At 70.5% G+C, this 19642-nt stretch carries 17 protein-coding genes; 4 read left to right on the top strand and 13 right to left on the bottom strand.

Features of this window, described 5'->3' with window-relative positions; genetic code table 11:
- Nucleotides 1-5: 5 nt before the first annotated feature.
- Nucleotides 6-725, bottom strand: a complete 720-nt coding sequence (locus tag ACWDEX_RS10350; protein WP_450462841.1) for a M23 family metallopeptidase — start codon at nucleotides 723-725, stop codon at nucleotides 6-8.
- A 323-nt stretch (nucleotides 726-1048) separates the two neighbouring features.
- Here ACWDEX_RS10350 and ACWDEX_RS10345 point away from each other — a divergent pair, with 323 nt between their 5' ends.
- The gene (locus ACWDEX_RS10345) at nucleotides 1049-4168 is read left to right on the top strand and encodes an NACHT domain-containing protein (protein WP_450462840.1); all 3120 of its coding nucleotides are present in this window, start codon (nucleotides 1049-1051) and stop codon (nucleotides 4166-4168) included.
- A gap of 79 nt (nucleotides 4169-4247) precedes the next feature.
- On the opposite strand, the gene ACWDEX_RS10340 is transcribed toward ACWDEX_RS10345, so the two are convergent.
- Complete coding sequence (locus ACWDEX_RS10340) at nucleotides 4248-6776, bottom strand: ATP-dependent Clp protease ATP-binding subunit (RefSeq protein WP_450462839.1); 2529 nt, start codon at nucleotides 6774-6776, stop codon at nucleotides 4248-4250.
- 430 nt (nucleotides 6777-7206) lie between these two features.
- Between ACWDEX_RS10340 and ACWDEX_RS10335 the strand changes: the two genes are divergently transcribed.
- Nucleotides 7207-7872: an SCO3374 family protein gene (locus ACWDEX_RS10335; RefSeq protein WP_450462838.1), complete on the top strand. Its 666-nt coding sequence runs from the start codon at nucleotides 7207-7209 to the stop codon at nucleotides 7870-7872.
- Here ACWDEX_RS10335 and ACWDEX_RS10330 read toward each other — a convergent pair.
- The 10 genes from ACWDEX_RS10330 to ACWDEX_RS10285 form a co-directional block, all read right to left on the bottom strand.
- The gene (locus ACWDEX_RS10330) at nucleotides 7851-8186 is read right to left on the bottom strand and encodes a histone-like nucleoid-structuring protein Lsr2 (RefSeq protein ID WP_450462837.1); all 336 of its coding nucleotides are present in this window, start codon (nucleotides 8184-8186) and stop codon (nucleotides 7851-7853) included. The two genes, ACWDEX_RS10335 and ACWDEX_RS10330, sit on opposite strands and share 22 nt — an antisense overlap.
- Before the next feature lie 248 nt (nucleotides 8187-8434).
- The gene (locus ACWDEX_RS10325) at nucleotides 8435-8968 is read right to left on the bottom strand and encodes an amino-acid N-acetyltransferase (protein WP_450462836.1); all 534 of its coding nucleotides are present in this window, start codon (nucleotides 8966-8968) and stop codon (nucleotides 8435-8437) included.
- Between the two features lie 9 nt (nucleotides 8969-8977).
- Entirely contained in the window at nucleotides 8978-9493 is a 516-nt protein-coding gene (locus ACWDEX_RS10320; protein WP_450462875.1) for a BlaI/MecI/CopY family transcriptional regulator, read from the bottom strand.
- Between the two features lie 181 nt (nucleotides 9494-9674).
- Complete coding sequence (locus tag ACWDEX_RS10315; RefSeq protein WP_450462835.1) at nucleotides 9675-9851, bottom strand: hypothetical protein; 177 nt, start codon at nucleotides 9849-9851, stop codon at nucleotides 9675-9677.
- Nucleotides 9852-9951: 100 nt separating this feature from the next.
- The gene (locus tag ACWDEX_RS10310) at nucleotides 9952-10602 is read right to left on the bottom strand and encodes a hypothetical protein (RefSeq protein ID WP_450462834.1); all 651 of its coding nucleotides are present in this window, start codon (nucleotides 10600-10602) and stop codon (nucleotides 9952-9954) included.
- A gap of 213 nt (nucleotides 10603-10815) precedes the next feature.
- The gene (locus ACWDEX_RS10305) at nucleotides 10816-11613 is read right to left on the bottom strand and encodes a type III pantothenate kinase (protein ID WP_450462833.1); all 798 of its coding nucleotides are present in this window, start codon (nucleotides 11611-11613) and stop codon (nucleotides 10816-10818) included.
- Nucleotides 11614-11621: 8 nt separating this feature from the next.
- Nucleotides 11622-12602, bottom strand: coding sequence for a carboxylating nicotinate-nucleotide diphosphorylase (nadC, locus tag ACWDEX_RS10300; RefSeq protein ID WP_450462832.1), 981 nt, complete (start codon nucleotides 12600-12602; stop codon nucleotides 11622-11624).
- Nucleotides 12603-12607: 5 nt separating this feature from the next.
- Nucleotides 12608-14380 carry an L-aspartate oxidase gene (locus ACWDEX_RS10295; RefSeq protein WP_450462831.1) on the bottom strand — a complete coding sequence of 591 codons (1773 nt, stop codon included), beginning with the start codon at nucleotides 14378-14380 and terminating at the stop codon, nucleotides 12608-12610.
- The gene (gene panC, locus ACWDEX_RS10290) at nucleotides 14377-15396 is read right to left on the bottom strand and encodes a pantoate--beta-alanine ligase (protein WP_450462830.1); all 1020 of its coding nucleotides are present in this window, start codon (nucleotides 15394-15396) and stop codon (nucleotides 14377-14379) included. Before panC ends, ACWDEX_RS10295 begins: the two co-directional genes overlap by 4 nt.
- Entirely contained in the window at nucleotides 15393-16313 is a 921-nt protein-coding gene (locus ACWDEX_RS10285; protein WP_450462829.1) for a Rossmann-like and DUF2520 domain-containing protein, read from the bottom strand. The genes panC and ACWDEX_RS10285 overlap by 4 nt, the downstream gene beginning before the upstream one ends.
- A 194-nt stretch (nucleotides 16314-16507) precedes the next feature.
- Between ACWDEX_RS10285 and ACWDEX_RS10280 the strand changes: the two genes are divergently transcribed.
- Nucleotides 16508-17689: a threonine aldolase family protein gene (locus ACWDEX_RS10280; protein WP_450462874.1), complete on the top strand. Its 1182-nt coding sequence runs from the start codon at nucleotides 16508-16510 to the stop codon at nucleotides 17687-17689.
- Between the two features lie 126 nt (nucleotides 17690-17815).
- Nucleotides 17816-18922 (top strand): DUF5937 family protein, encoded by a 1107-nt coding sequence (locus tag ACWDEX_RS10275; RefSeq protein WP_450462828.1) that lies wholly within the window; start codon nucleotides 17816-17818, stop codon nucleotides 18920-18922.
- Between the two features lie 39 nt (nucleotides 18923-18961).
- On the opposite strand, the gene ACWDEX_RS10270 is transcribed toward ACWDEX_RS10275, so the two are convergent.
- Nucleotides 18962-19633, bottom strand: a complete 672-nt coding sequence (locus ACWDEX_RS10270; RefSeq protein WP_450462827.1) for a response regulator — start codon at nucleotides 19631-19633, stop codon at nucleotides 18962-18964.
- Nucleotides 19634-19642: the final 9 nt, after the last annotated feature.

Raw genomic sequence — 19642 nt, 5'->3', positions numbered from 1 at the left:
GCGCGTCAGAGGGTCACACCCTTGGCGCGCAGGAAGTCGACGGGGTTGACGGCAGACCCGTAGTTGGGGGTCGTCCGGACCTCGAAGTGCAGGTGGGGACCGCTGGAGTTACCGGTGTTGCCGGACTTCGCGATGTGCTGCCCGGCGCCGACGGCCTGGCCGACCTGCACGTCGACCCGCGAGAGGTGGGCGTACTGGGTGTACGTGCCACCCGGGTGCTTGATGACGACGGCGTTGCCGTACGCGGGCCCGTCACCGGCACCGTTGGGGCCGGCCTTGACGACGGTGCCGGCACTCGCGGCATGGACGGCCGTCCCGCTCGGGATGGCGAAGTCCTGACCGCTGTGCTTGTGTGCCCACATGCCGCCGGCCTGGGCGAAGCTCGCGGAGAGCGCGTACTGCTTGACCGGGCTGACCCAGCCCGCGGCACTGACTGCCTTGATGCTGGGGCCGGCGACCTTCTTATTGGCGCTGACCGGCTCCATAGCAGGGCTGGCCGCCTTCGTGCCGGAGCCGGCCGCCTTCGTGCCGGAGCCGGCCGCCTTCGTGCTGGAGCCGGCCTCCTGCGAAGCAGAGCTCGCTGCCTTCGGAGCCGCATGCGAACCAGCGGCGTGCGCGACCCCGACTCCCAGCACGGCCGTGACTCCGGCACCGGCGGCCAGCATGGCGGCCCGGTTACGGATACGGGCCGTACGGAAGGAGCGGGACGTGACGCGGTTGAACATGAAGACCTCAGGGAGTCGGGGACTTGGCTCATCCTTGGTAACCCGACCCGCCCAGATCACTCAAATATGTGACCTACGACGTTTTCTAGTACATCACCCCCAAGATGACTGATGTTTTTCAGGTACCACTAATTCGGACACTCCCCCTGAACAGGCAGATTTTGGGTATTGATTTCGCCCCAGGATCTTCGAGGAACGCCCCTTGCGCCCCGGCGGCTTGCTTCACTAGCTCGCCTAGTACCCCCCTTTTCGCCTGTGCGGCACCTCACGGCAGCCCCCCGCTAGGCTGACCATGGGTTACGGACCGGCTACGGGGGAGCAAGATGGATCCAGCGGCCATGGGCGTCAAAGTGGCCTCCAGCGTGGTGGCCCCGCTTGTGAAGCGGCTCTTCGTCACGGAGGGGCCCGGGGCAGGGCTCGTCGACAAGCCGGTGCGCGTCTCGGAGTACGTCTCCTTCCGCGGCGAGAAACGCGGCCTCACCGAAAAGGACCTCCACAAGCTCGCCGCGGCGCTGGTCGCGCGGGCCGTCACAGCGGACGGCGAACGCCCGCTGCCCGAGGACGAGACACCCGCCGTGGTTCTCGCCCTCGCCCACACGCTGCACGCCCTCGGCGACCTCGACATGACCGACGTCCAGGCCGTGCAACTCGGTCACCGGGCCCTCGCCCGGCAACTGCGCGCGGCCGGCGGCAACCCCGACCGCCACCTCTCCCTCGACGCCACCGTCTTCTACGAACGCGTCCTCGACGTCGCCTGTCTGCACATCCTGCACTTCTTCACCCAGCGCTCCGCCTTCGTCCCCCGCGCCCTGGTCGAACAGACCCGTCGGCAGGCTGATCTCATCGCGAAGGTCGACGAGCTGATCGCCAGGACCCCGCCCACGGGTGGCACCGACCCCGCCTTCGAACAGCGCTATCTCGCCTATATCGCCACCAGGCACAGCCATCTCACGATCTACGGCATCGACCTCGCCAACTCCCCCGAACGCTGGCCCCTCGACGCCGCCTACCTCAGTCTCCAGGCGCTGCGGCCCGCGGAGGACGGGGAGACCACGGCCGGCATCGCCACCGCCGCCGCGGCGCTCCCCGCCGAACAGGTCCTCGCCGACCACGACCGGGTGCTGCTGCGCGGGGTTGCCGGCTCCGGCAAGACCACGCTGGTGCAGTGGCTCGCCGTGACCGCGGCCCGCGGAGAGCGCGGCGACCGGGTCCCGTTCGTCCTGCCCCTGCGCACCCTCATACGTCGCCCAGGCGGCCTCCCCGCGCCCGACGGATTCCTCGAAGCGGTCCGCGTGCCCTTCCACTCCGCCCAGCCGCCCGGCTGGGCCGACCGCGTCCTCACCGCCGGCCGTGCCCTCCTGCTCATCGACGGCATCGACGAGATCCCCGAGCGCGACCGGGAGCGCACCCGGCGCCGGCTGCGCGAGCTGCTCGACGTCTATCCCGGCAACCAGTGGCTGGTGACCTCCCGCCCCTCCGCCGTTCGCGAGAACTGGCTCGTCCCCGACGGCTTCACCGAACTCGCGCTCTCCCCCATGAGCGGCGACGACGTCGCCGCGTTCGTCCACCGCTGGCACACCGCCGCCCGTATCGACGCCGCCGACACCGATCGCCTGGACGACTACGAGCGTTCGCTCCTGGACGCCGTACGCACCAAACCGGACCTGGGGCGGCTCGCCACCAACCCCCTGATGTGCGGGCTGATCTGCGCCCTCCACCGGGACCGGCGCGGATATCTGCCGCACGGCAGGCGGGAGTTGTACGAGGCGGCGCTGTCGATGCTTCTGGCCCGCCGGGACGAGGAGCGGGACATGTTCGTCCAGCAGGACGGCATCCACCTCACCGAGACACCGCAGATCCAGCTACTGCAGCGCCTCGCGTACTGGCTGATCCGCAACAACCAGTCCGAAATGGACCGCGAGCGCGCGGAACGGATCATCGCCGACGCCCTGCCGTCGCTGCCGTCCGCGGCGGCCCAGGGTGACGCCGGGCAGATCCTGCGCCATCTCCTCGTCCGCAGCGGTCTGCTCCGCGAACCCGCCCTCGGGACGGTCGAGTTCGTCCACCGCACCTTTCAGGACCACCTGGGCGCGAAGGCGGCGGTCGAGGACGGCGACCTCGGTCTGCTGGTGCGGGGCGCCGCGGACGAGCAGTGGGCGGATGTGATCCGGATGGCGGTGGCGCACGCGCGGCCGCGGGAGCGGGCCGAGCTGTTGACCGGGTTGAACGAGTCGGCCGACCGGACGCAAGGAGCGGCCGGTACGCGCATACGGCTCCTCGCGCTCGCCTCGCTGGAACAAGCGACGGAACTCGATCCCCGTATCCGCACCCGGGTGGAGGCCCACGCCGCCGCGCTCATCCCGCCGCGTACGACGGCGGAGGCGCGGGCGCTCGCCGAGGCCGGGCCCCTCGTCCTGGAGCTGCTGCCCGGCCCGGAGGGACTCACCGACGCCGAGGCCCGTGCGGTCGTCATCACCGCCTCACTGATCGGCACGGATGCTGCCATCGCGGTCCTGGCCCGCTTCCGCTCGCACCCCGCCCTCTCGGTGCGGGCGCAATTGACCTGGACCTGGCACCGGTTCGACACCGAGCGGTACGCGGAGGAGGTGATCGCGCATCTACCGACGGAGGGGTTGTACTTCACGGCGCATTCGGCGGCCGCACTCCATGTCCTGCGGGAGCTGGGCGCACCGTCCTGGCTCCAGCTCGTCGGCGACATCACCTCGGCCGACATCCGCGCGGCGCTCTTCCCCGACCAGTTGGAGGAGCTCTACGTACGCGACAATCGCGCCCTGAACGACCTGGGCTTTCTGTCGGATCAGGGGCGGCTCACCCACCTCGACTTCAGCGGCTTCAACCCACACGTGGACAACGTGACAGCGCTCGCCGCGCTGCCGCTCACCTGGCTGTCACTGGACAGCATGTCCGGCCTGGACAGGCCGGGTGCCCTGGCCCCGCTCGGCGCCTCGGCCACCCTGAACTCCCTCGACCTCGGTATCCCGCTGCACGGCGACTCCGTCGACGCCGCACTCCCCCGCGAGCTGCCCCTGGAATACCTCCGGTTCACCAGAAACGCTCTCCGGCTCACGGGACTGCGCGGTATGCGGCGCATGGGCACCGTGAAAAAGCTCAGCCTCGGCTCACTTCCCCAGAAGCTCACCCCGGAGGACTTCGAGGAGATCGCCGCCATGCCCGCACTGGAGGCCCTGCGTCTCAACTGGAATGCCACGGGATGGGAGGAGGGCCCGGTTCTGCCCCGTGTCACCGAGCTCCGTCTGAACAAGTTCACCGGGAACGAGGACCTCTCGACACTGGGCACCCTCTTTCCCGGGGTCCGTGCCATCACCGTTCACCTCGCCCCGGACGCGCCCGACATACCGGAACACCTGCTCGATCTCTTCCCTGTTCCTCCTGTCGTGGAGAGGACCGACAGCGTGCTCTGAACGGCACACCGGCAAAAGGGGCTGCCCCGGGACCGAAGTCCCGGGGCAGCCCCTTCCGTTCAGGCCGAGCGCCGAGCGCTCACGCCTCCTTGCTCAGGTTCGGGCCCGCGCCACCGCCGGCCGCCTGCTCGATCGGCGGGACGTCCGGCAGGGCCGACTTCTCCTCGCCGCGGAAGGTGAAGGTCTTGGACTCGCCCTCGCCCTCCGTGTCGACGACCACGATGTGGCCCGGACGCAGCTCGCCGAAGAGGATCTTCTCGGAGAGCGTGTCCTCGATCTCGCGCTGGATCGTGCGGCGCAGCGGCCGGGCGCCCAGCACGGGGTCGTAGCCCTTCTTCGCCAGCAGTTCCTTCGCGGACTGGGCGAGCTCGATGCCCATGTCCCGGTCCTTGAGCCGCTCGTCCACCTTGCCGATCATCAGGTCGACGATCGCCAGGATGTCCGCCTGGGTCAGCTGCGGGAAGACGACGACGTCGTCGACACGGTTGAGGAACTCGGGCCGGAAGTGCTGCTTCAGCTCGTCCGACACCTTGTTCTTCATGCGCTCGTAGTTGGTCTTCGTGTCGCCCGCGGCGGCGAAGCCCAGGTTGAAGCCCTTGGAGATGTCCCGGGTGCCGAGGTTGGTCGTCATGATGATGACCGTGTTCTTGAAGTCCACGACCCGGCCCTGGGAGTCGGTCAGGCGACCGTCCTCCAGGATCTGCAGCAGCGAGTTGAAGATGTCCGGGTGGGCCTTCTCGACCTCGTCGAAGAGGACGACCGAGAACGGCTTGCGGCGCACCTTCTCCGTCAGCTGGCCGCCCTCCTCGTAGCCCACGTATCCGGGGGGCGAACCGAAGAGACGCGACACCGTGTGCTTCTCGCTGAACTCCGACATGTCGAGGGAGATCAGCGCGTCCTCGTCACCGAACAGGAACTCCGCCAGCGCCTTGGACAGCTCGGTCTTACCGACACCGGACGGGCCCGCGAAGATGAACGAGCCACCCGGACGCTTCGGGTCCTTCAGGCCCGCACGCGTACGCCGGATCGCCTTCGAGAGCGCCTTGACGGCGTCCACCTGGCCGATGACCCGCTTGTGGAGCTCGTCCTCCATGCGCAGCAGCCGGCTGGACTCCTCCTCGGTGAGCTTGAAGACCGGGATGCCCGTGGCGGTGGCCAGGACCTCGGCGATCAGCTCGCCGTCGACCTCGGCGACGACGTCCATGTCGCCGGCCTTCCACTCCTTCTCCCGCTTGGCCTTCGCCGCCAGCAGCTGCTTCTCCTTGTCACGGAGGGAAGCCGCCTTCTCGAAGTCCTGGGAGTCGATCGCCGACTCCTTGTCCCGGCGGACGGCCGCGATCTTCTCGTCGAACTCGCGCAGGTCCGGCGGTGCGGTCATCCGACGGATGCGCATCCGTGAACCGGCCTCGTCGATCAGGTCGATCGCCTTGTCCGGCAGGAAGCGGTCGGAGATGTACCGGTCGGCCAGGGTGGCGGCCTGGACCAGGGCCTCGTCCGTGATGGAGACACGGTGGTGCGCCTCGTAGCGGTCGCGCAGGCCCTTGAGGATCTCGATGGTGTGCGGCAGGGACGGCTCCGCGACCTGGATGGGCTGGAAGCGGCGCTCCAGGGCCGCGTCCTTCTCCAGGTGCTTGCGGTACTCGTCCAGCGTGGTCGCACCGATGGTCTGCAGCTCGCCGCGGGCCAGCATCGGCTTCAGGATCGAGGCCGCGTCGATGGCGCCCTCGGCGGCACCCGCACCGACCAGCGTGTGCAGCTCGTCGATGAACAGGATGATGTCGCCGCGGGTTCGGATCTCCTTGAGCACCTTCTTCAGGCGCTCCTCGAAGTCACCGCGGTAGCGGGAGCCGGCGACCAGCGCGCCCAGGTCGAGGGTGTAGAGGTGCTTGTCCTTGAGGGTCTCGGGCACCTCGCCCTTGACGATGGCCTGCGCCAGCCCCTCGACGACCGCCGTCTTGCCGACGCCGGGCTCGCCGATGAGGACCGGGTTGTTCTTCGTACGGCGGGACAGCACCTGCATGACCCGCTCGATCTCCTTCTCGCGCCCGATGACCGGGTCGAGCTTGGACTCGCGAGCGGCCTGCGTGAGATTCCGGCCGAACTGGTCCAGGACGAGCGAGGTCGAGGGGGTGCCCTCGGCCGGGCCGCCGGCGGTGGCGGCCTCCTTGCCCTGGTAGCCCGACAGCAACTGGATGACCTGCTGGCGGACACGGTTGAGGTCTGCGCCCAGCTTGACCAGGACCTGGGCGGCGACGCCCTCGCCCTCACGGATCAGGCCGAGCAGGATGTGCTCCGTGCCGATGTAGTTGTGGCCCAGCTGCAGGGCCTCGCGGAGCGACAGCTCCAGGACCTTCTTGGCACGGGGGGTGAAGGGGATGTGCCCGGACGGGGCCTGCTGGCCCTGGCCGATGATCTCCTCCACTTGCTGGCGGACCGCCTCGAGCGAAATCCCGAGGCTCTCCAGGGCCTTAGCGGCGACACCCTCACCCTCGTGGATCAGGCCCAGGAGGATGTGCTCGGTGCCGATGTAGTTGTGGTTGAGCATCCGGGCTTCTTCCTGAGCCAGGACGACAACCCGCCGCGCGCGGTCGGTGAACCTCTCGAACATCGTTAATCGCTCCTCAGAGCGGTCAGGCAGTAAGGGGACGCTCCCCTCCCTGTCCTTCCGCAGCTTAGTCCCGCAAGCGGGGACCGCTCATTCCAACTGCCGACACCGTCCTTGGCCTCCTGACCCCGAACGCCGACATCTGCTCCAACCCGATGGTGCGAGACGATGTTCCCGCAGGCCAGGCAGATATCCCACTCGCCAGTACGCCCATGGCGAACGCGAGACGACCCATCCTGCGTGTCGCCCCCTCCCACTAGGGATGTCTTACCCGTCCGCACGGACACTCCATGCCGCGCGCACCGGTTTCCTCCGCTACGGGCGAACAACCTTGCGCCTCCGCGTACCCCCGCACGCCCCCTTTTCCGACACTCTGTGCACTCGCTACCCAACCCAGCGTAACTCGGAATCGACTCCGGCTGTTGCTCCTGGCATGCTCCGCCCGTCACCCGACTGCCCCTTCCCGCCCGCGTCCGCCGGGGTACTCCCGGCGCGAAGGCCGCTCGACCCGAGCGACGCGGTGCGGCAGTGGTACGAGAGCGGACTGGGCTGGGCGACCGTGCCGGGCAAGCCGGTGCGACTGGTCACGGGAGAGCGCTTCGACGTCCTGGAGGTCCCCGCGGAGGCCGGGTTCGCCGGGCTGCGTCATCTGCGGCCCGCGTCCCCGGTGGCGCTGCACGCGGGACGGATGCGGCTGCTGGTGGCCGCGGGCAGCGCGGAGGAGCTGCCAGGGCTGCTCGACTGGCTGGAGTGGGGCGATCTCGCCCTGGATCTCACAGCGAACGGCGCGGGCGGATGCGTCGAGGCACCCCTGCCGCCGGGATGGGCCCCGGCTCCTGGTCCCGAGAGGCCGGCCGACACCCCGGGGTTCCCGCCGCTTCTTCCGGGCAGGATCGATTTCCTCGGTTCACAGGGGGCCGCCGTCTGGTTGCGGCCCCCTGAGCCGGGGTGCGAGGTCGAATTCCAGTTGCCGACACTGTCGACCCTGGGGGGCGCCGGGGACGCCCCCGATCTGGCGCGGCTGGTCGCCACGATGGCGACGCACTGCCACCGGATCCGGCTGCGACGCCCGAGTGCTCAGGCGTTCGCCTTCTCGTAGGCCTCACGGATCTTCGCGGGAACACGACCACGGTCGTTGACCTCGTGACCGTTCTCCTTCGCCCAGGCGCGGATCTGCGCGGTGTCCTGGCTGCCTCCGGAAGCGGCGCGAGCTTTGCCACGCCCGCCCGACGCACGCCCTCCGGTACGACGACCGCCCTTCAAGTAGGGGTCGAGAAGGCCGCGGAGCTTGTCCGCGTTGGCGGTCGTGAGATCGATCTCGTACGTCTTGCCGTCCAGCGCGAACGTCACGGTCTCGTCCGCCTCGCCGCCGTCGAGGTCATCGACAAGAAGGACCTGAACCTTCTGTGCCACCGGATTTCCTTTCATCGATAACTTCAGGGGCCGGGGTACGCGGGCTGTGTCCGCTTGTTTCGCGCCCCTGTTATATGCAGTACTGCAGTACGTCGGAAAGCAAACCGCTTTTGCCGGAAAAACACAAACCCCTAGGGAGAGACCGAGGGCAGAGGAAGACCGGAAACATGCGCGTTTCGGACATAGGGAACGCGAGGCAAGCGTGTCCGACTGAAGGCGGCCGAATAGTCCGGGCGATCCGCCGACGATCACAGATGCAGAAGCATCCGGCTGTTGCCCAAGGTGTTCGGTTTCACTCGTTCGAGACCGAGGAACTCCGCCACGCCCTCGTCATAGGAACGCATCAGCTCGGCGTACACATCGGTGTCGACGGGAGTCTCACCGATCTCGACGAACCCGTGCTTCCCGAAGAAGTCGACTTCGAAGGTCAGACAGAAAACACGGCGAACCCCGAGCCAGCGGGCGGTCTGCAGCAACTTCTCCAGCAACTGGTGTCCGACACCGAGACCCTTGGCCTCGGACGTCACCGCAAGAGTGCGGACTTCCGCGAGATCTTCCCACATGACGTGCAGCGCACCGCAGCCCACAACCTCGCCGTTGTCGTCGCGTTCCGCCACCCAGAACTCCTGGATGTCCTCGTAAAGCGTGACCGTCGCTTTGTCGAGCAGGATGCCGCGCCGGACGTAGGCATCGAGGAGGCGGCGCACCGCCGGGACATCACTCGTCCTCGCCCGTCGGACGGTGAGGGCTTTTGCGGCGGCTTCCGGACTCTGTGCTGGCATGAGCGGACGCTATCGCCCAGAGCGGTCCTCGGTCGGAGCGGGGTTGTTCTCGTCGCCCTTCTCCGCGGCGTTCTCCCGTGGGTTCCCCTCGGCCTTCTCGCCGGGGTCCGTGGTCGGGCCTTCGGAAGGTGCACCTGATTCAGGGGATTCCGCCTCGGGTGCGGCCCTCGATTCGCCGCCTTCGGACTCACGGACGCCCTGCGGTCCCTGGACGATGCGTACAGCGTCACGCAACGCCTGCCGCTGTTCGTCGCTCATCATCCCGAAGAAGGCGACGAGTGCCGCGGCCGGGTTGTCGCTCTGCGACCATGCGTCGTTCATCAGAGCGGCGGCGTAGGCGGCGCGGGTGGAGACCGCCTCATATCGATAGGCCCGGCCTTCCGCCTCACGACGGACCCAGCCCTTCTGATGGAGATTGTCCAAAACGGTCATCACGGTGGTGTACGCGATGGACCGTTCCTGCTGGAGATCTTCCAGGACTTCTCGAACGGTCACCGGGCGGTTCCACTTCCACACCCGCGTCATGACCGCGTCTTCGAGTTCTCCCAATGGGCGAGGCACGCTCAGCAGAATAGTGGGAGATCTCACTCACGGCCTGCCGAACGTGCACTTTCACCGTGAAACGGCAACAAAAAGGGCGTACGACTCGAAAAGCATGTGAGTCGTACGCCGGATGGCGCGGGCGTCGGTGAAGCCCGCCCCTGGGTCAGACCCCTGCGTCCTGGGCGGACGGGCGGTTGTCCTCGGAGCGCGCGAGGGCGTCGACGACCGCGTCCTCCTTGGCCTTGTTGGCACCGCCCTGGGTCTTCACGATCACCCTGATCAGCCCGATGAAGAACGCGGCCATCACGACCGGCGGCACGAGCGCGGAGACGTAGTCCATGTGTCCCAGAGTAGCCAGGGCCTCCCGGAGGGGTCCCCCTCGGGTGGGCATTACCGGATTGGGGCAGGTACGGGCGGGTTCGGCGCCGCCCGCCGCCGGGTCAGACCGCGGCGAGCCGCTGCACGGAACGCGCGGGAGGGGCCGGTTTCCGCTTCGGAGGGAAGACCTCGCCGGGGGTCGGAATGGGGCGCGACGGACGCGGACTCTGCGGTTCCGGCCGGGGGCCGGGCCTTTCGGGCCTCTCGGCCGGCTTCTCGGCGGGTTTGCGGGCCGGTTCCCGGGGCGGGTCCGCCGCGGCCGCAAGGCCCCCCGGAAGCGCCGTGAGACGGGCCCGGGATGCGGGGATATTGGCCGTACGCAGCACCGCGCGCGCGTCGCGTCCGGCGAGGGCGCGGCAGCGGTCGAGGAGGGCGGCGGCGGCAGGAGTGCCGCGCAGGGCGCCCAGGGCCGCGAGGTCGTCCGGGACGGGCTGGTAACCGACGCCCAGAGCCTCCTCCAGGAGGGCGAAGTAGCCGGCTGCGGCGCCCGGGAGGGTGGCACGGTAGCGGGCGAGGTCGGCCAGTAGGAAGGCCCTGAGACGGGCGCCCTCGCGCACCGCCGCGTCGACGGACTCGGCGAGGCGTAGGCAGTCCTGGACGTCCTCGGCGGAGGCGGTACGGGGCTGGAGGGCGAGGGCGAGGGCACGGCGGAGCACACGCAGCTCCTCCGCGCCGAACGCCAGGCCGCCGCGGGATCCGTGTGGCGTGGGCATGCGGGGACGCTACCGCTAATCGGACAAAACCGACCTCGTTGGGGTGCCGTGTCGCCGCCGGGTTCCCTCAGGTGGGGGCGATGTACGCACGCCGGTTCGCCCTGGCGGTGCCGGATCGACGACGCGTGCGGCTCTCGTGTGCCTTTACTCGCGCCCCCGTGCCGCAGGCCCACCGCTTCGCGGGACCGCGCCCCCGGTCTGGGCCCAGCCTCCTCACATACGTGCCACGTTTCGTTCGTACACCAGGCGCAGACCGATCAAGGTCAGCCACGGCTCGTGTTCGTCGATCGCCGAGGACTCGCCGAGCACCATCGGGGCCAGGCCGCCCGTCGCGATGACCGTGACGTCGTCCGGGTCGTCCGCCAGCTCGCGGGCCATGCGGCTCACCACACCGTCGACCTGGCCCGCGAAGCCGTACACGATGCCCGCCTGCATCGCCTCGACGGTGTTCTTGCCGATCACCGCGCGCGGACGGGCCAGTTCGATCTTGCGGAGCTGGGCGCCGCGGACGCCGAGGGCCTCGACGGAGATCTCTATGCCGGGTGCGATGACGCCGCCCGCGTACTCGCCGCGTGCCGAGACCGCGTCGAACGTCGTCGCCGTGCCGAAGTCCACGACGATCGCCGGGCCGCCGTAGAGCTCGACGGCCGCCACCGCGTTGATGATGCGGTCGGCGCCGACCTCCTTCGGGTTGTCCATCAGGATCGGGACGCCGGTCTTGATGCCGGGTTCGACCAGGACCGCGGGTACGTCGCCGTAGTAGCGGCGGGTGACCTCGCGCAGTTCGTGCAGGACGGACGGCACCGTCGAGCAGATCGCGATGCCGTCGATGCCGTCGCCCAGCTCCTCGCCGAGGAGGGGGTGCATGCCCATCAGGCCCTGAAGGAGCACCGCCAGCTCGTCCGCCGTGCGGCGCGCGTCGGTGGAGATGCGCCAGTGCTCGACGATGTCCTCACCGTCGAACAGGCCGAGGACCGTGTGCGTGTTGCCTACGTCGATGGTCAGCAGCATGGTTCTACCTACTCCGCCGCTCGTAGGTCCAGGCCGATGTCCAGGATCGGGGCGGAGTGCGTCAGCGCTCCGACCGCCAGGAAGTCGACGCCCGTGTCCGCGTACGCCTTGGCGTTCTGAAGGGTCAGCCGGCCCGACGCCTCCAGCAGGGCGCGGCCGTCGACGATGGCCACCGCCTCCTCGCACTCGCCGGGCGTGAAGTTGTCCAGGAGGATCAGGTCCGCGCCCGCGTCCACGGCCTCGCGCAACTGGTGCAGGGTGTCGACCTCGACCTCCACCGGCAAACCCGGGAACATCGCGCGGACCGCCTCGAAGGCCTCCGCCACACCGCCGGACGCCACAACGTGGTTGTCCTTCACCAGCGCCGCGTCCGACAGGGACATGCGGTGGTTGACGCCGCCGCCGCAGCGGACGGCGAACTTCTCCAGGGAACGCAGGCCCGGCGTGGTCTTGCGGGTGTCCCGTACACGTGCCTTGGTGCCCTGCAGGGTGTCCGCCCACGCGCGTGTGGCCGTCGCGATACCCGACAGGCGGCACAGCAGGTTCAGCGCGCTGCGCTCGGCGGTGAGCAGGTCGCGGGTGCGGGTGGTCACGGACAGGAGATTCTGTCCGGCCTCGACCCGCTCACCGTCGTCCACATGGCGCTCGACCTCGAACTCGTCCGTGCAGACCACCGAGATGACCGCTTCGGCGACTCTGAGGCCCGCCACCACGCCCGCCTCACGGGCGGTGAAGTCGGCCGTCGCGACGGCGTCCTCGGGGATCGTCGCGACCGTCGTCACGTCCACGCCGTGGTCCAGGTCCTCCTGGATGGCGACGTTGGCGATGTCCTCGACCTCCATCGGGTCGAGTCCGGCGTCCGCCAGCAGTTGAGCGAGAGCGGGATCGAGCCCGCACTCCATGTACGCGTCCTGGTCGCCGTCGGCACCGCAGGCGCAGCCGTCGCCGCAGCCGTCGCTCGGGACGAGGGGAAGGTCGGGAGTACTCACTTCTGTCACTGCTCCTGAGGGCACGGGCCGGGTGTATCCCCCGCTCGGGCGAAGCCGAGAGCTTGGGGGACGGTCGGGGGGAAGTCTGCGGTGTCGGTGGTGCGTACGGCCAGCGATCGGTCCGGATTCAGCCGTACGACGACGTGGCGGCGCCATGCGGTGTCGTCGCGCCCGGCGTGGTCCTCGCGCCAGTGGCAGCCGCGGGTCTCCTCGCGCAGCAGGGCGGCGGCGATCAGGACCCGGGCCACACAGAGGAGATTGGTGGTCTCCCAGGTGTCGACGCCGGGCTCGGAGGTCTTGCCGTTCTCGTCGAGGCAGTCCCGCGCGTCGGTGTCCAGCCGCTGGAGGCGGTCCGCGGCCTTCCGCAACGACTGCACGGACCTGAGCACGCCGGCGCCGTCCGTCATGATCCGCTGGATCGTGAACCGGTCCTCGGGAGCGAGCAGCGGGTGCGCGGGCTGCTCGGGGTACGGAACGGTTTCGGGCACGCGCGCGGGCAGGCCGTGTTCCGTCCGGCCCGCCGCGATGTCGGTGGCGATGCGCTCGGCGTAGACCAGGCCCTCCAGGAGGGAGTTGGAGGCGAGCCGGTTGGCGCCGTGGACGCCGGTGCAGGCGACCTCCCCGCACGCGTACAGGCCGGGCACGGTCGTCCGGCCGTGGGAGTCGGTGCGGACGCCGCCGGAGGCGTAGTGGGCGGCCGGGGCGACGGGGATGGGCTCGGTGACCGGGTCGATGCCGTGGGCCCGGCAGGCGGCGAGGATCGTCGGGAAGCGGTGCTCCCACATGTCGGCGCCGAAGTGGCGGGCGTCGAGGTACATGTGCTCGGCGTCCTGCTCCTGCATGCGGCGCATGATGCCCTTGGCGACGATGTCCCGGGGCGCCAGCTCGGCCAGCTCGTGCTGCCCGGCCATGAAGCGCACCCCGTCCGCGTCCACCAGGTGGGCGCCCTCGCCGCGTACCGCCTCGGAGACCAGCGGCTGCTGGCCCTCCGCGTCCGGTCCGAGGAACAGCACGGTCGGGTGGAACTGCACGAACTCCAGATCGCTGACCTCGGCACCGGCGCGCAGGGCGAGCGCCACGCCGTCACCTGTGGACACCGACGGGTTGGTGGTGGCGGAGAAGACCTGGCCCATACCGCCGGTCGCGAGGACCACGGCGGGCGCGTGCACGGCGCCCACGCCGTCGTGCTGGCCCTCGCCCATGACGTGCAGGGTCACGCCCGCGGCACGTCCCTCGGCATCCGTGAGCAGATCCAGGACCAGCGCGTTCTCGACCGTCCGCATCCCGCGTGCGCGGACCGCCTCGACGAGCGCGCGGGAGATCTCCGCACCGGTCGCGTCGCCGCCGGCGTGCGCGATACGGCGGCGGTGGTGGCCGCCCTCGCGGGTGAGCTCGATGCCGCCCTCGTCGTCGGTGTCGAACTGCGCGCCGGTGGAGATGAGCCGGCGTACGGCGTCCGGACCCTCGGTGACCAGAAGGCGTACGGCCTCCTCGTCGCACAGGCCCGCGCCCGCCACCAACGTGTCGTCCAGGTGCTGTTCGGGGGTGTCTCCCTCGCCCAGGGCCGCCGCGATGCCGCCCTGCGCCCAGCGGGTGGAGCCGTCGTCGAGGCGGGCCTTCGTGACGACGACCGTCCTCAGGCCGGCGGCCTCGCAGCGCAGGGCCGCGGTGAGGCCGGCGACGCCGGAGCCGACGACCACGACGTCCGCGGAGAGGGACCAGCCCGGAGCGGGCGCGTGCAGTCGTATGCCGGTGCTGGTGTGCCTGCGCTGGTTCACGAGGCGGCTCCGTACGGGTCGACGGGTTCGGGGACTCCGAAGGCGAGGGGAATGTTGTCGATGAGCCGGGTCGTTCCGACCCGGGCGGCGACGGCGAGGACCGCCTCGCCGGTGAAGTCGTCGGGGATCTCGGTGAAGTCCGACGGGTCGACCAGCGCCAGGTAGTCGAGGACCAGGGGCGGATCCAGGTGGGCGGCCTCGTCGAGGACGAGCTGGGCGGCGGCACGGACGGCGGTGGGACCACCGGGGGCGGCCTTCGCGACCGCATGCGCGTCGGCGGCGGCGCGCGACTCGCCTATCGCGCTGAGGGCCTCGGCACGCGCGTGCGTGGCGGGCACCTCACGGGCCCTCGCGCGCAGGGCCTCCTGGGCTGCGTGCCGGTCTCGGCCCGAGAACAGGGCGCGGGAGAGGGTGAGCGCGGTGTGCCGTTCCTGGGGCGAGAGGTAGCGGTTGCGGCTCGAGAGGGCCAGGCCGTCGTCCTCGCGCACGGTGGGCACGGCGACGATCTCCACGCCGAAGTTCAGGTCGCGCACCATTCGGCGGATCAGGGCGACCTGCTGGGCGTCCTTCTGCCCGAACAGGGCCACATCGGGCCGGGTGAGGTGCAGCAGCTTGGCTACGACGGTGAGCACGCCGTCGAAGTGGCCGGGGCGGAAAGCCCCCTCGAAGCGCCCGCCCATGGGCCCCGCGGTGATCCGCACCTGGGGCTCGCCGCCGGGGTAGACCTCGTCCGCGGCCGGGGCGAACACGGCGTCCGCACCCGCCTGCTCGGCGACCTTCAGGTCGGCGTCCAGGGTGCGCGGATAGCGGTCGAGGTCCTCGTCCTTGCCGAACTGGAGCGGGTTCACGAAGACGGTGACGACGACCTCGCCGCCGTGCCCGACGATCCGGCGGGCGGCGCGGATCAGGGTGGCGTGGCCCTCGTGCAGGGCGCCCATGGTCATCACGACTGCACGGCGGCCGTGTTTCACGCGCGTGTGAAGCTCGTCGGCGGTGCGCAGCAGAACGGTGGTCATCGGGGCTCCCCTTCGGTCCCGTTGGCGAGTACCCCGAGAAGTTCCTCGGCGAGCTCCGGCTTGAGCAGTCCGTGGGCCAGGGCCCGGTCGGCGGTCGCGCGGGCCATCGCCAGATAGCCGGCGACGGTCTGTGGGGCGTGCCTGTGCAACTCGGCCACATGCGCGGCGACCGTGCCCGCGTCCCCGCGCGCGACGGGGCCGGTGAGGGCCGCGTCACCGGAGCGCAGGGCGTTGTCCAGGGCGGCGCCGAGCAGCGGGCCGAGCATGCGGTCGGGGGCCTCGACGCCCGCCGCGCGCAGCAGCTCCATGGACTGGGCGACCAGGGTGACCAGGTGGTTGGCGCCGAGGGCGAGGGCCGCGTGGTAGAGCGGCCGCATCTCCTCGGCGATCCACTCGGGCTCGCCCCCCATCTCGATCACGAGGGCCTCGGCGGCCAGCCGCAGCTCCTCGGGCGCCGTGACCCCGAAGGAGCATCCGGCCAGGCGCTGGGCGTCCACAGGGGTGCCGGTGAAGGTCATCGCCGGGTGCAGGGCGAGGGGCAGCGCTCCGGCGCGCAGGGCGGGGTCGAGCACCTTCGCGCCGTACCGCCCGGAGGTGTGCACCAGTAGCTGTCCCGGTCGTACGGCGCCTGTCTCGGCGAGGCCCTCCACGAGGCCCGGCAGCGTGTCGTCAGGAACGGTCAGCAGGACCAGTTCCGCGCGTTCCAGTACCTCGGCAGGCCGGACGAGGGGAACGTCCGGGAGCATCAGCGCCGCCCGCCGTCTGGACGCGTCGGAGACCCCGGAGACGGCGACCGGTCGGTGCCCGGCGAGTTGCAGGGACGCGGCGAGCGCGGGGCCGACCCGGCCGGCTCCGACCACGCCCACTCTGAGCCGCGCGGGGCGGTCCCTGGGGTCAGGTTGCTGGAATGTACTCACTCGACGGTGGCCTTCCCGTTCCAGTCCGCTCTGGGTACCGGACGATTTCTCGTCATGTTAACGCGATCGGGTCACAGGTCGGCCGGCTGTCCACAGGCTGTGGGCTGCCACAGACCGCGGGGATGCGGAAGGTGGGTGCCAAGGCGACGGCCGGGCGGCATGATCCGGGCATGAACACGAGGGCGGAGGGGGACATGGCGCAGACGACGGGACAGGGCGAGGAGCCGACGGCGGCCTACGAGGAGGGGTGGCGCCAGCGCAGGGAGCACCGGATCGCCGCTTACCGGCGCGCGGAGCGCGTCCTGGCACGCCCGGGCTTCCTGGGAACGCTCCGGGAGCGGCTGGCGTTGTTGGACGACGCGCAGGACGTGTACGACCTGGACGAGACCGGGGACATCTACGGGAGCGGGGTCGTGGAAGCCCTGGAGGAGAAGGTCGCCGGGCTGCTCGGCAAGGAGGCCGCCGCCTTCTTTCCGACGGGCACCATGGCCCAGCAGGTGGCGCTGCGCTGCTGGGCGGGCCGCACGGGGAACCCCACGGTGGCCCTGCACGCGCTCGCCCACCCCGAAGTCCATGAGCGGAAGGCGCTCAGCCAGGTCGGCGGACTGCGGCCGGTGCACGTGACGAGCGAGCCCCGGTTGCCGACCGCGGACGAGGTGCGCGGGTTCGAGGAGCCCTTCGGGGCGCTGATGCTCGAACTCCCCCTCAGGGACGCCGGTTTCGTCCTGCCCTCCTTCGAGGAACTGACCGAGGTCGTACAGGCCGCGCGTGAGCGCGACGCGGTGGTGCACTTCGACGGCGCACGCCTGTGGGAGACCACCGTCCATTTCGGCCGCCCCCTGGACGAGATCGCGGATCTCGCGGACAGCGTCTACGTGTCGTTCTACAAGTCCCTCGACGGGTACGGCGGCGCCGCGCTCGCGGGTCCCGGGGCGCTCGTCCAGGAGGCGAAGGCCTGGCGGCACCGCTATGGCGGCCTGGCCTTCCAGCAGTTCCCGGCCGCGCTGTCGGCCCTCGTCGGCCTGGAGCGGGAGCTGCCCCGGCTGCCGGAGTACGTGCGCCAAGCGCGCGTGGTCGCCGCCGCGCTGCGCGAGGGCTTCGCGGCGGCTGGGGTGCCGTGGGCGCACCTGCACCCCGCAGAGCCGCACACGCACGAGTTCCAGGTCTGGCTGCCGTACGACGCCGAGGTCCTCGAACAGGCCGCGATCCGGCAGGCGGAGGAGACGGGGACGTTGCTGTTCGCCAACCCATGGGACCGCGGCGGCCCCGGACTGGCCTTCACGGAGGTCTCCGTGAAGGCCCATGGGCTGCTGTGGACGGCGGACGACGTGAAGGCGGCCGTGACGGAGTTCGTGGGGCGGCTGCCGGGGCAATAGGGGGTGCGGGTGACGGCCGGGCAGCGGTGCTCCAGCCTGTCCCCGCCCCGGCCGTGCGTCGTCCCGATTGACGGCCGTCGTCAATCGTCGGCGGCGTTGTCGGTGGCGGGGTGCACCATGAAGGCCATGAGCGTGGAGATCGACGTCACCGGGCTGCGGCAGGAAAGGATCGCTGTCGTGCCCTCGCCGCTGGCCGAGCTCGGGATGGCCCTGCACGCGCTGGCCGAGCCCGGCCACCATCCCGGGCTGCAGGGCTGGGCGACCACCGTGGCCGCGGGCCTCGACTCGCACCTGGCCGACCGGATGTGCGAGGCGGACTTCCTGTGGCGGACCACGTTCTCGGACCTCTTCCTGCCGTGCGCGGGCCTACCGGGCCGGGACACGCTCCCCGGTGCCACGCTCGGCGAGGAGCTGGACCTGCTGGACAAGCTCAACGACGAACAGTTCGTGGACACGGCGCTTGAGTTCACGTGCGCGCTGCCGTACAGCGCACCCGGTCCCGACGCGCTCACCGACGCGGGTACCCGTCGGCGCGCCCTGGAGCTGGCCGCGGCGCGCGGCCCCCAGCAACTGCGTTTCAGTGAGCGGCTGCTGGCCGACCCACCGCGCATCCGGGCCTGGCTGCGGCAGTTCCTCCAGGACTGCGACGAGGCGTTCTTCGCCGGCACCTGGTCCCGGTTGCGCCACCAACTGGCGGCGGACGCCCGGCACAAGACGGACCTCCTGCGACGCAAAGGCCTCGCCGAGGCACTGGCGTCGGTGTCGTCCGCTGTGACGCTCGACCGGACCGCGGACCGGATCACCGTCGACAAGCTCGGCGAGGGCCGCACCGCCACGCTGGACGGCGGCCTGCTGCTCGTGCCCACGAGTCTGGGGTGGCCGCACCTGATGGTGCTCCACCGCTACGGCTGGCAGCCGGTGCTGCACTACCCGGTCAGCTCCCCGGAGCCCGCGGCCCCGCCGTCGGTGGAGCAGCTGACCCTGCGGATGGCCGCCCTGTCCCACCCGGTACGGATGCGTATGTGCCGCAGTCTCGCCCGCAGCGCGTTCACCACGGGCGAGCTGGCCCAGGTGCACGGCATGACGGCACCCGAGATATCCCGGCACCTGAGCACCCTGAAGAAGGCGGGCCTGCTCACCACCCGCCGCCGCGGCCGGTATGTGCTGCACCAGCTGGACGTCTCCGCGGTGGCCCGGCTGGGGAGCGACTTCCTGGAAGGGATCCTCAGATAGCCGTCGGCCGAAGCGGATGCGCGTCAGGGCGTCCTCGACTCAACCGTGCCCGCCCGCACGCACCAGACCGGTCTCGTAGGCGAGGACGACCACCTGCACCCGGTCCCTGAGCCCCAGCTTGGTCAGGATGCGGCCCACGTGCGTCTTGACGGTCGCTTCGGAGAGCACGAGCCGCGCCGCGATCTCGCCGTTCGACAGGCCCTGTGCGACCAGGATCATGACCTCGCGTTCACGGTCGGTGAGCCGTGCCAGCTCCTTGTGCCGGGGCTCCGAGGCGCCGCTCGGCAGCATGGGCGCGAAACGGTCGAGGAGCCGGCGGGTGGTGGAGGGCGCGACCACGGCGTCACCGCTGTGCACGGAGCGGATGGCGGCGAGCAGCTCGCCGGGCGGCACGTCCTTGAGCATGAAGCCGGAGGCGCCCGCCTTGAGCCCGGAGAAGGCGTACTCGTCGAGGTCGAAGGTGGTCAGGATCAGCACCTTCGGCGGATTGGGCTCCGCGCAGACGAGGCGGGTGGCCTCCACGCCGTCGAGCTTCGGCATACGGACGTCCATGAGGACCACGTCGACCTGGGTGGAGCGCAGCGTCTGAAGGGCCTCGACGCCGTCGCCCGCCTCCGCGACGACCTCCATGTCCGGCTGGGCTGCCAGCACCATCCCGAACCCGGTGCGCAGCAGCACCTGGTCGTCGACGAGCATCACGCGGATCGGCATGGCGGGGGT

It is taken from the genome of Streptomyces sp. NPDC001020 (assembly GCF_053599115.1).
Note: the sequence above shows the minus strand (reverse complement) of the source record. Positions and strands in the feature narration are given on the sequence as shown.

Coding starts and splice junctions, on each gene's coding strand:
- ACWDEX_RS10350 (WP_450462841.1), bottom strand. CDS start 725: ATGTTCAACCGCGTCACGTCCCGCTCCTTCCGTACGGCCCGTATCCGT.
- ACWDEX_RS10345 (WP_450462840.1), top strand. CDS start 1,049: ATGGATCCAGCGGCCATGGGCGTCAAAGTGGCCTCCAGCGTGGTGGCC.
- ACWDEX_RS10340 (WP_450462839.1), bottom strand. CDS start 6,776: ATGTTCGAGAGGTTCACCGACCGCGCGCGGCGGGTTGTCGTCCTGGCT.
- ACWDEX_RS10335 (WP_450462838.1), top strand. CDS start 7,207: ATGCTCCGCCCGTCACCCGACTGCCCCTTCCCGCCCGCGTCCGCCGGG.
- ACWDEX_RS10325 (WP_450462836.1), bottom strand. CDS start 8,968: ATGCCAGCACAGAGTCCGGAAGCCGCCGCAAAAGCCCTCACCGTCCGA.
- ACWDEX_RS10320 (WP_450462875.1), bottom strand. CDS start 9,493: ATGACGCGGGTGTGGAAGTGGAACCGCCCGGTGACCGTTCGAGAAGTC.
- ACWDEX_RS10315 (WP_450462835.1), bottom strand. CDS start 9,851: ATGGACTACGTCTCCGCGCTCGTGCCGCCGGTCGTGATGGCCGCGTTC.
- ACWDEX_RS10310 (WP_450462834.1), bottom strand. CDS start 10,602: ATGCCCACGCCACACGGATCCCGCGGCGGCCTGGCGTTCGGCGCGGAG.
- ACWDEX_RS10305 (WP_450462833.1), bottom strand. CDS start 11,613: ATGCTGCTGACCATCGACGTAGGCAACACGCACACGGTCCTCGGCCTG.
- panC (WP_450462830.1), bottom strand. CDS start 15,396: ATGACCACCGTTCTGCTGCGCACCGCCGACGAGCTTCACACGCGCGTG.
- ACWDEX_RS10280 (WP_450462874.1), top strand. CDS start 16,508: ATGGCGCAGACGACGGGACAGGGCGAGGAGCCGACGGCGGCCTACGAG.
- ACWDEX_RS10275 (WP_450462828.1), top strand. CDS start 17,816: ATGAGCGTGGAGATCGACGTCACCGGGCTGCGGCAGGAAAGGATCGCT.
- ACWDEX_RS10270 (WP_450462827.1), bottom strand. CDS start 19,633: ATGCCGATCCGCGTGATGCTCGTCGACGACCAGGTGCTGCTGCGCACC.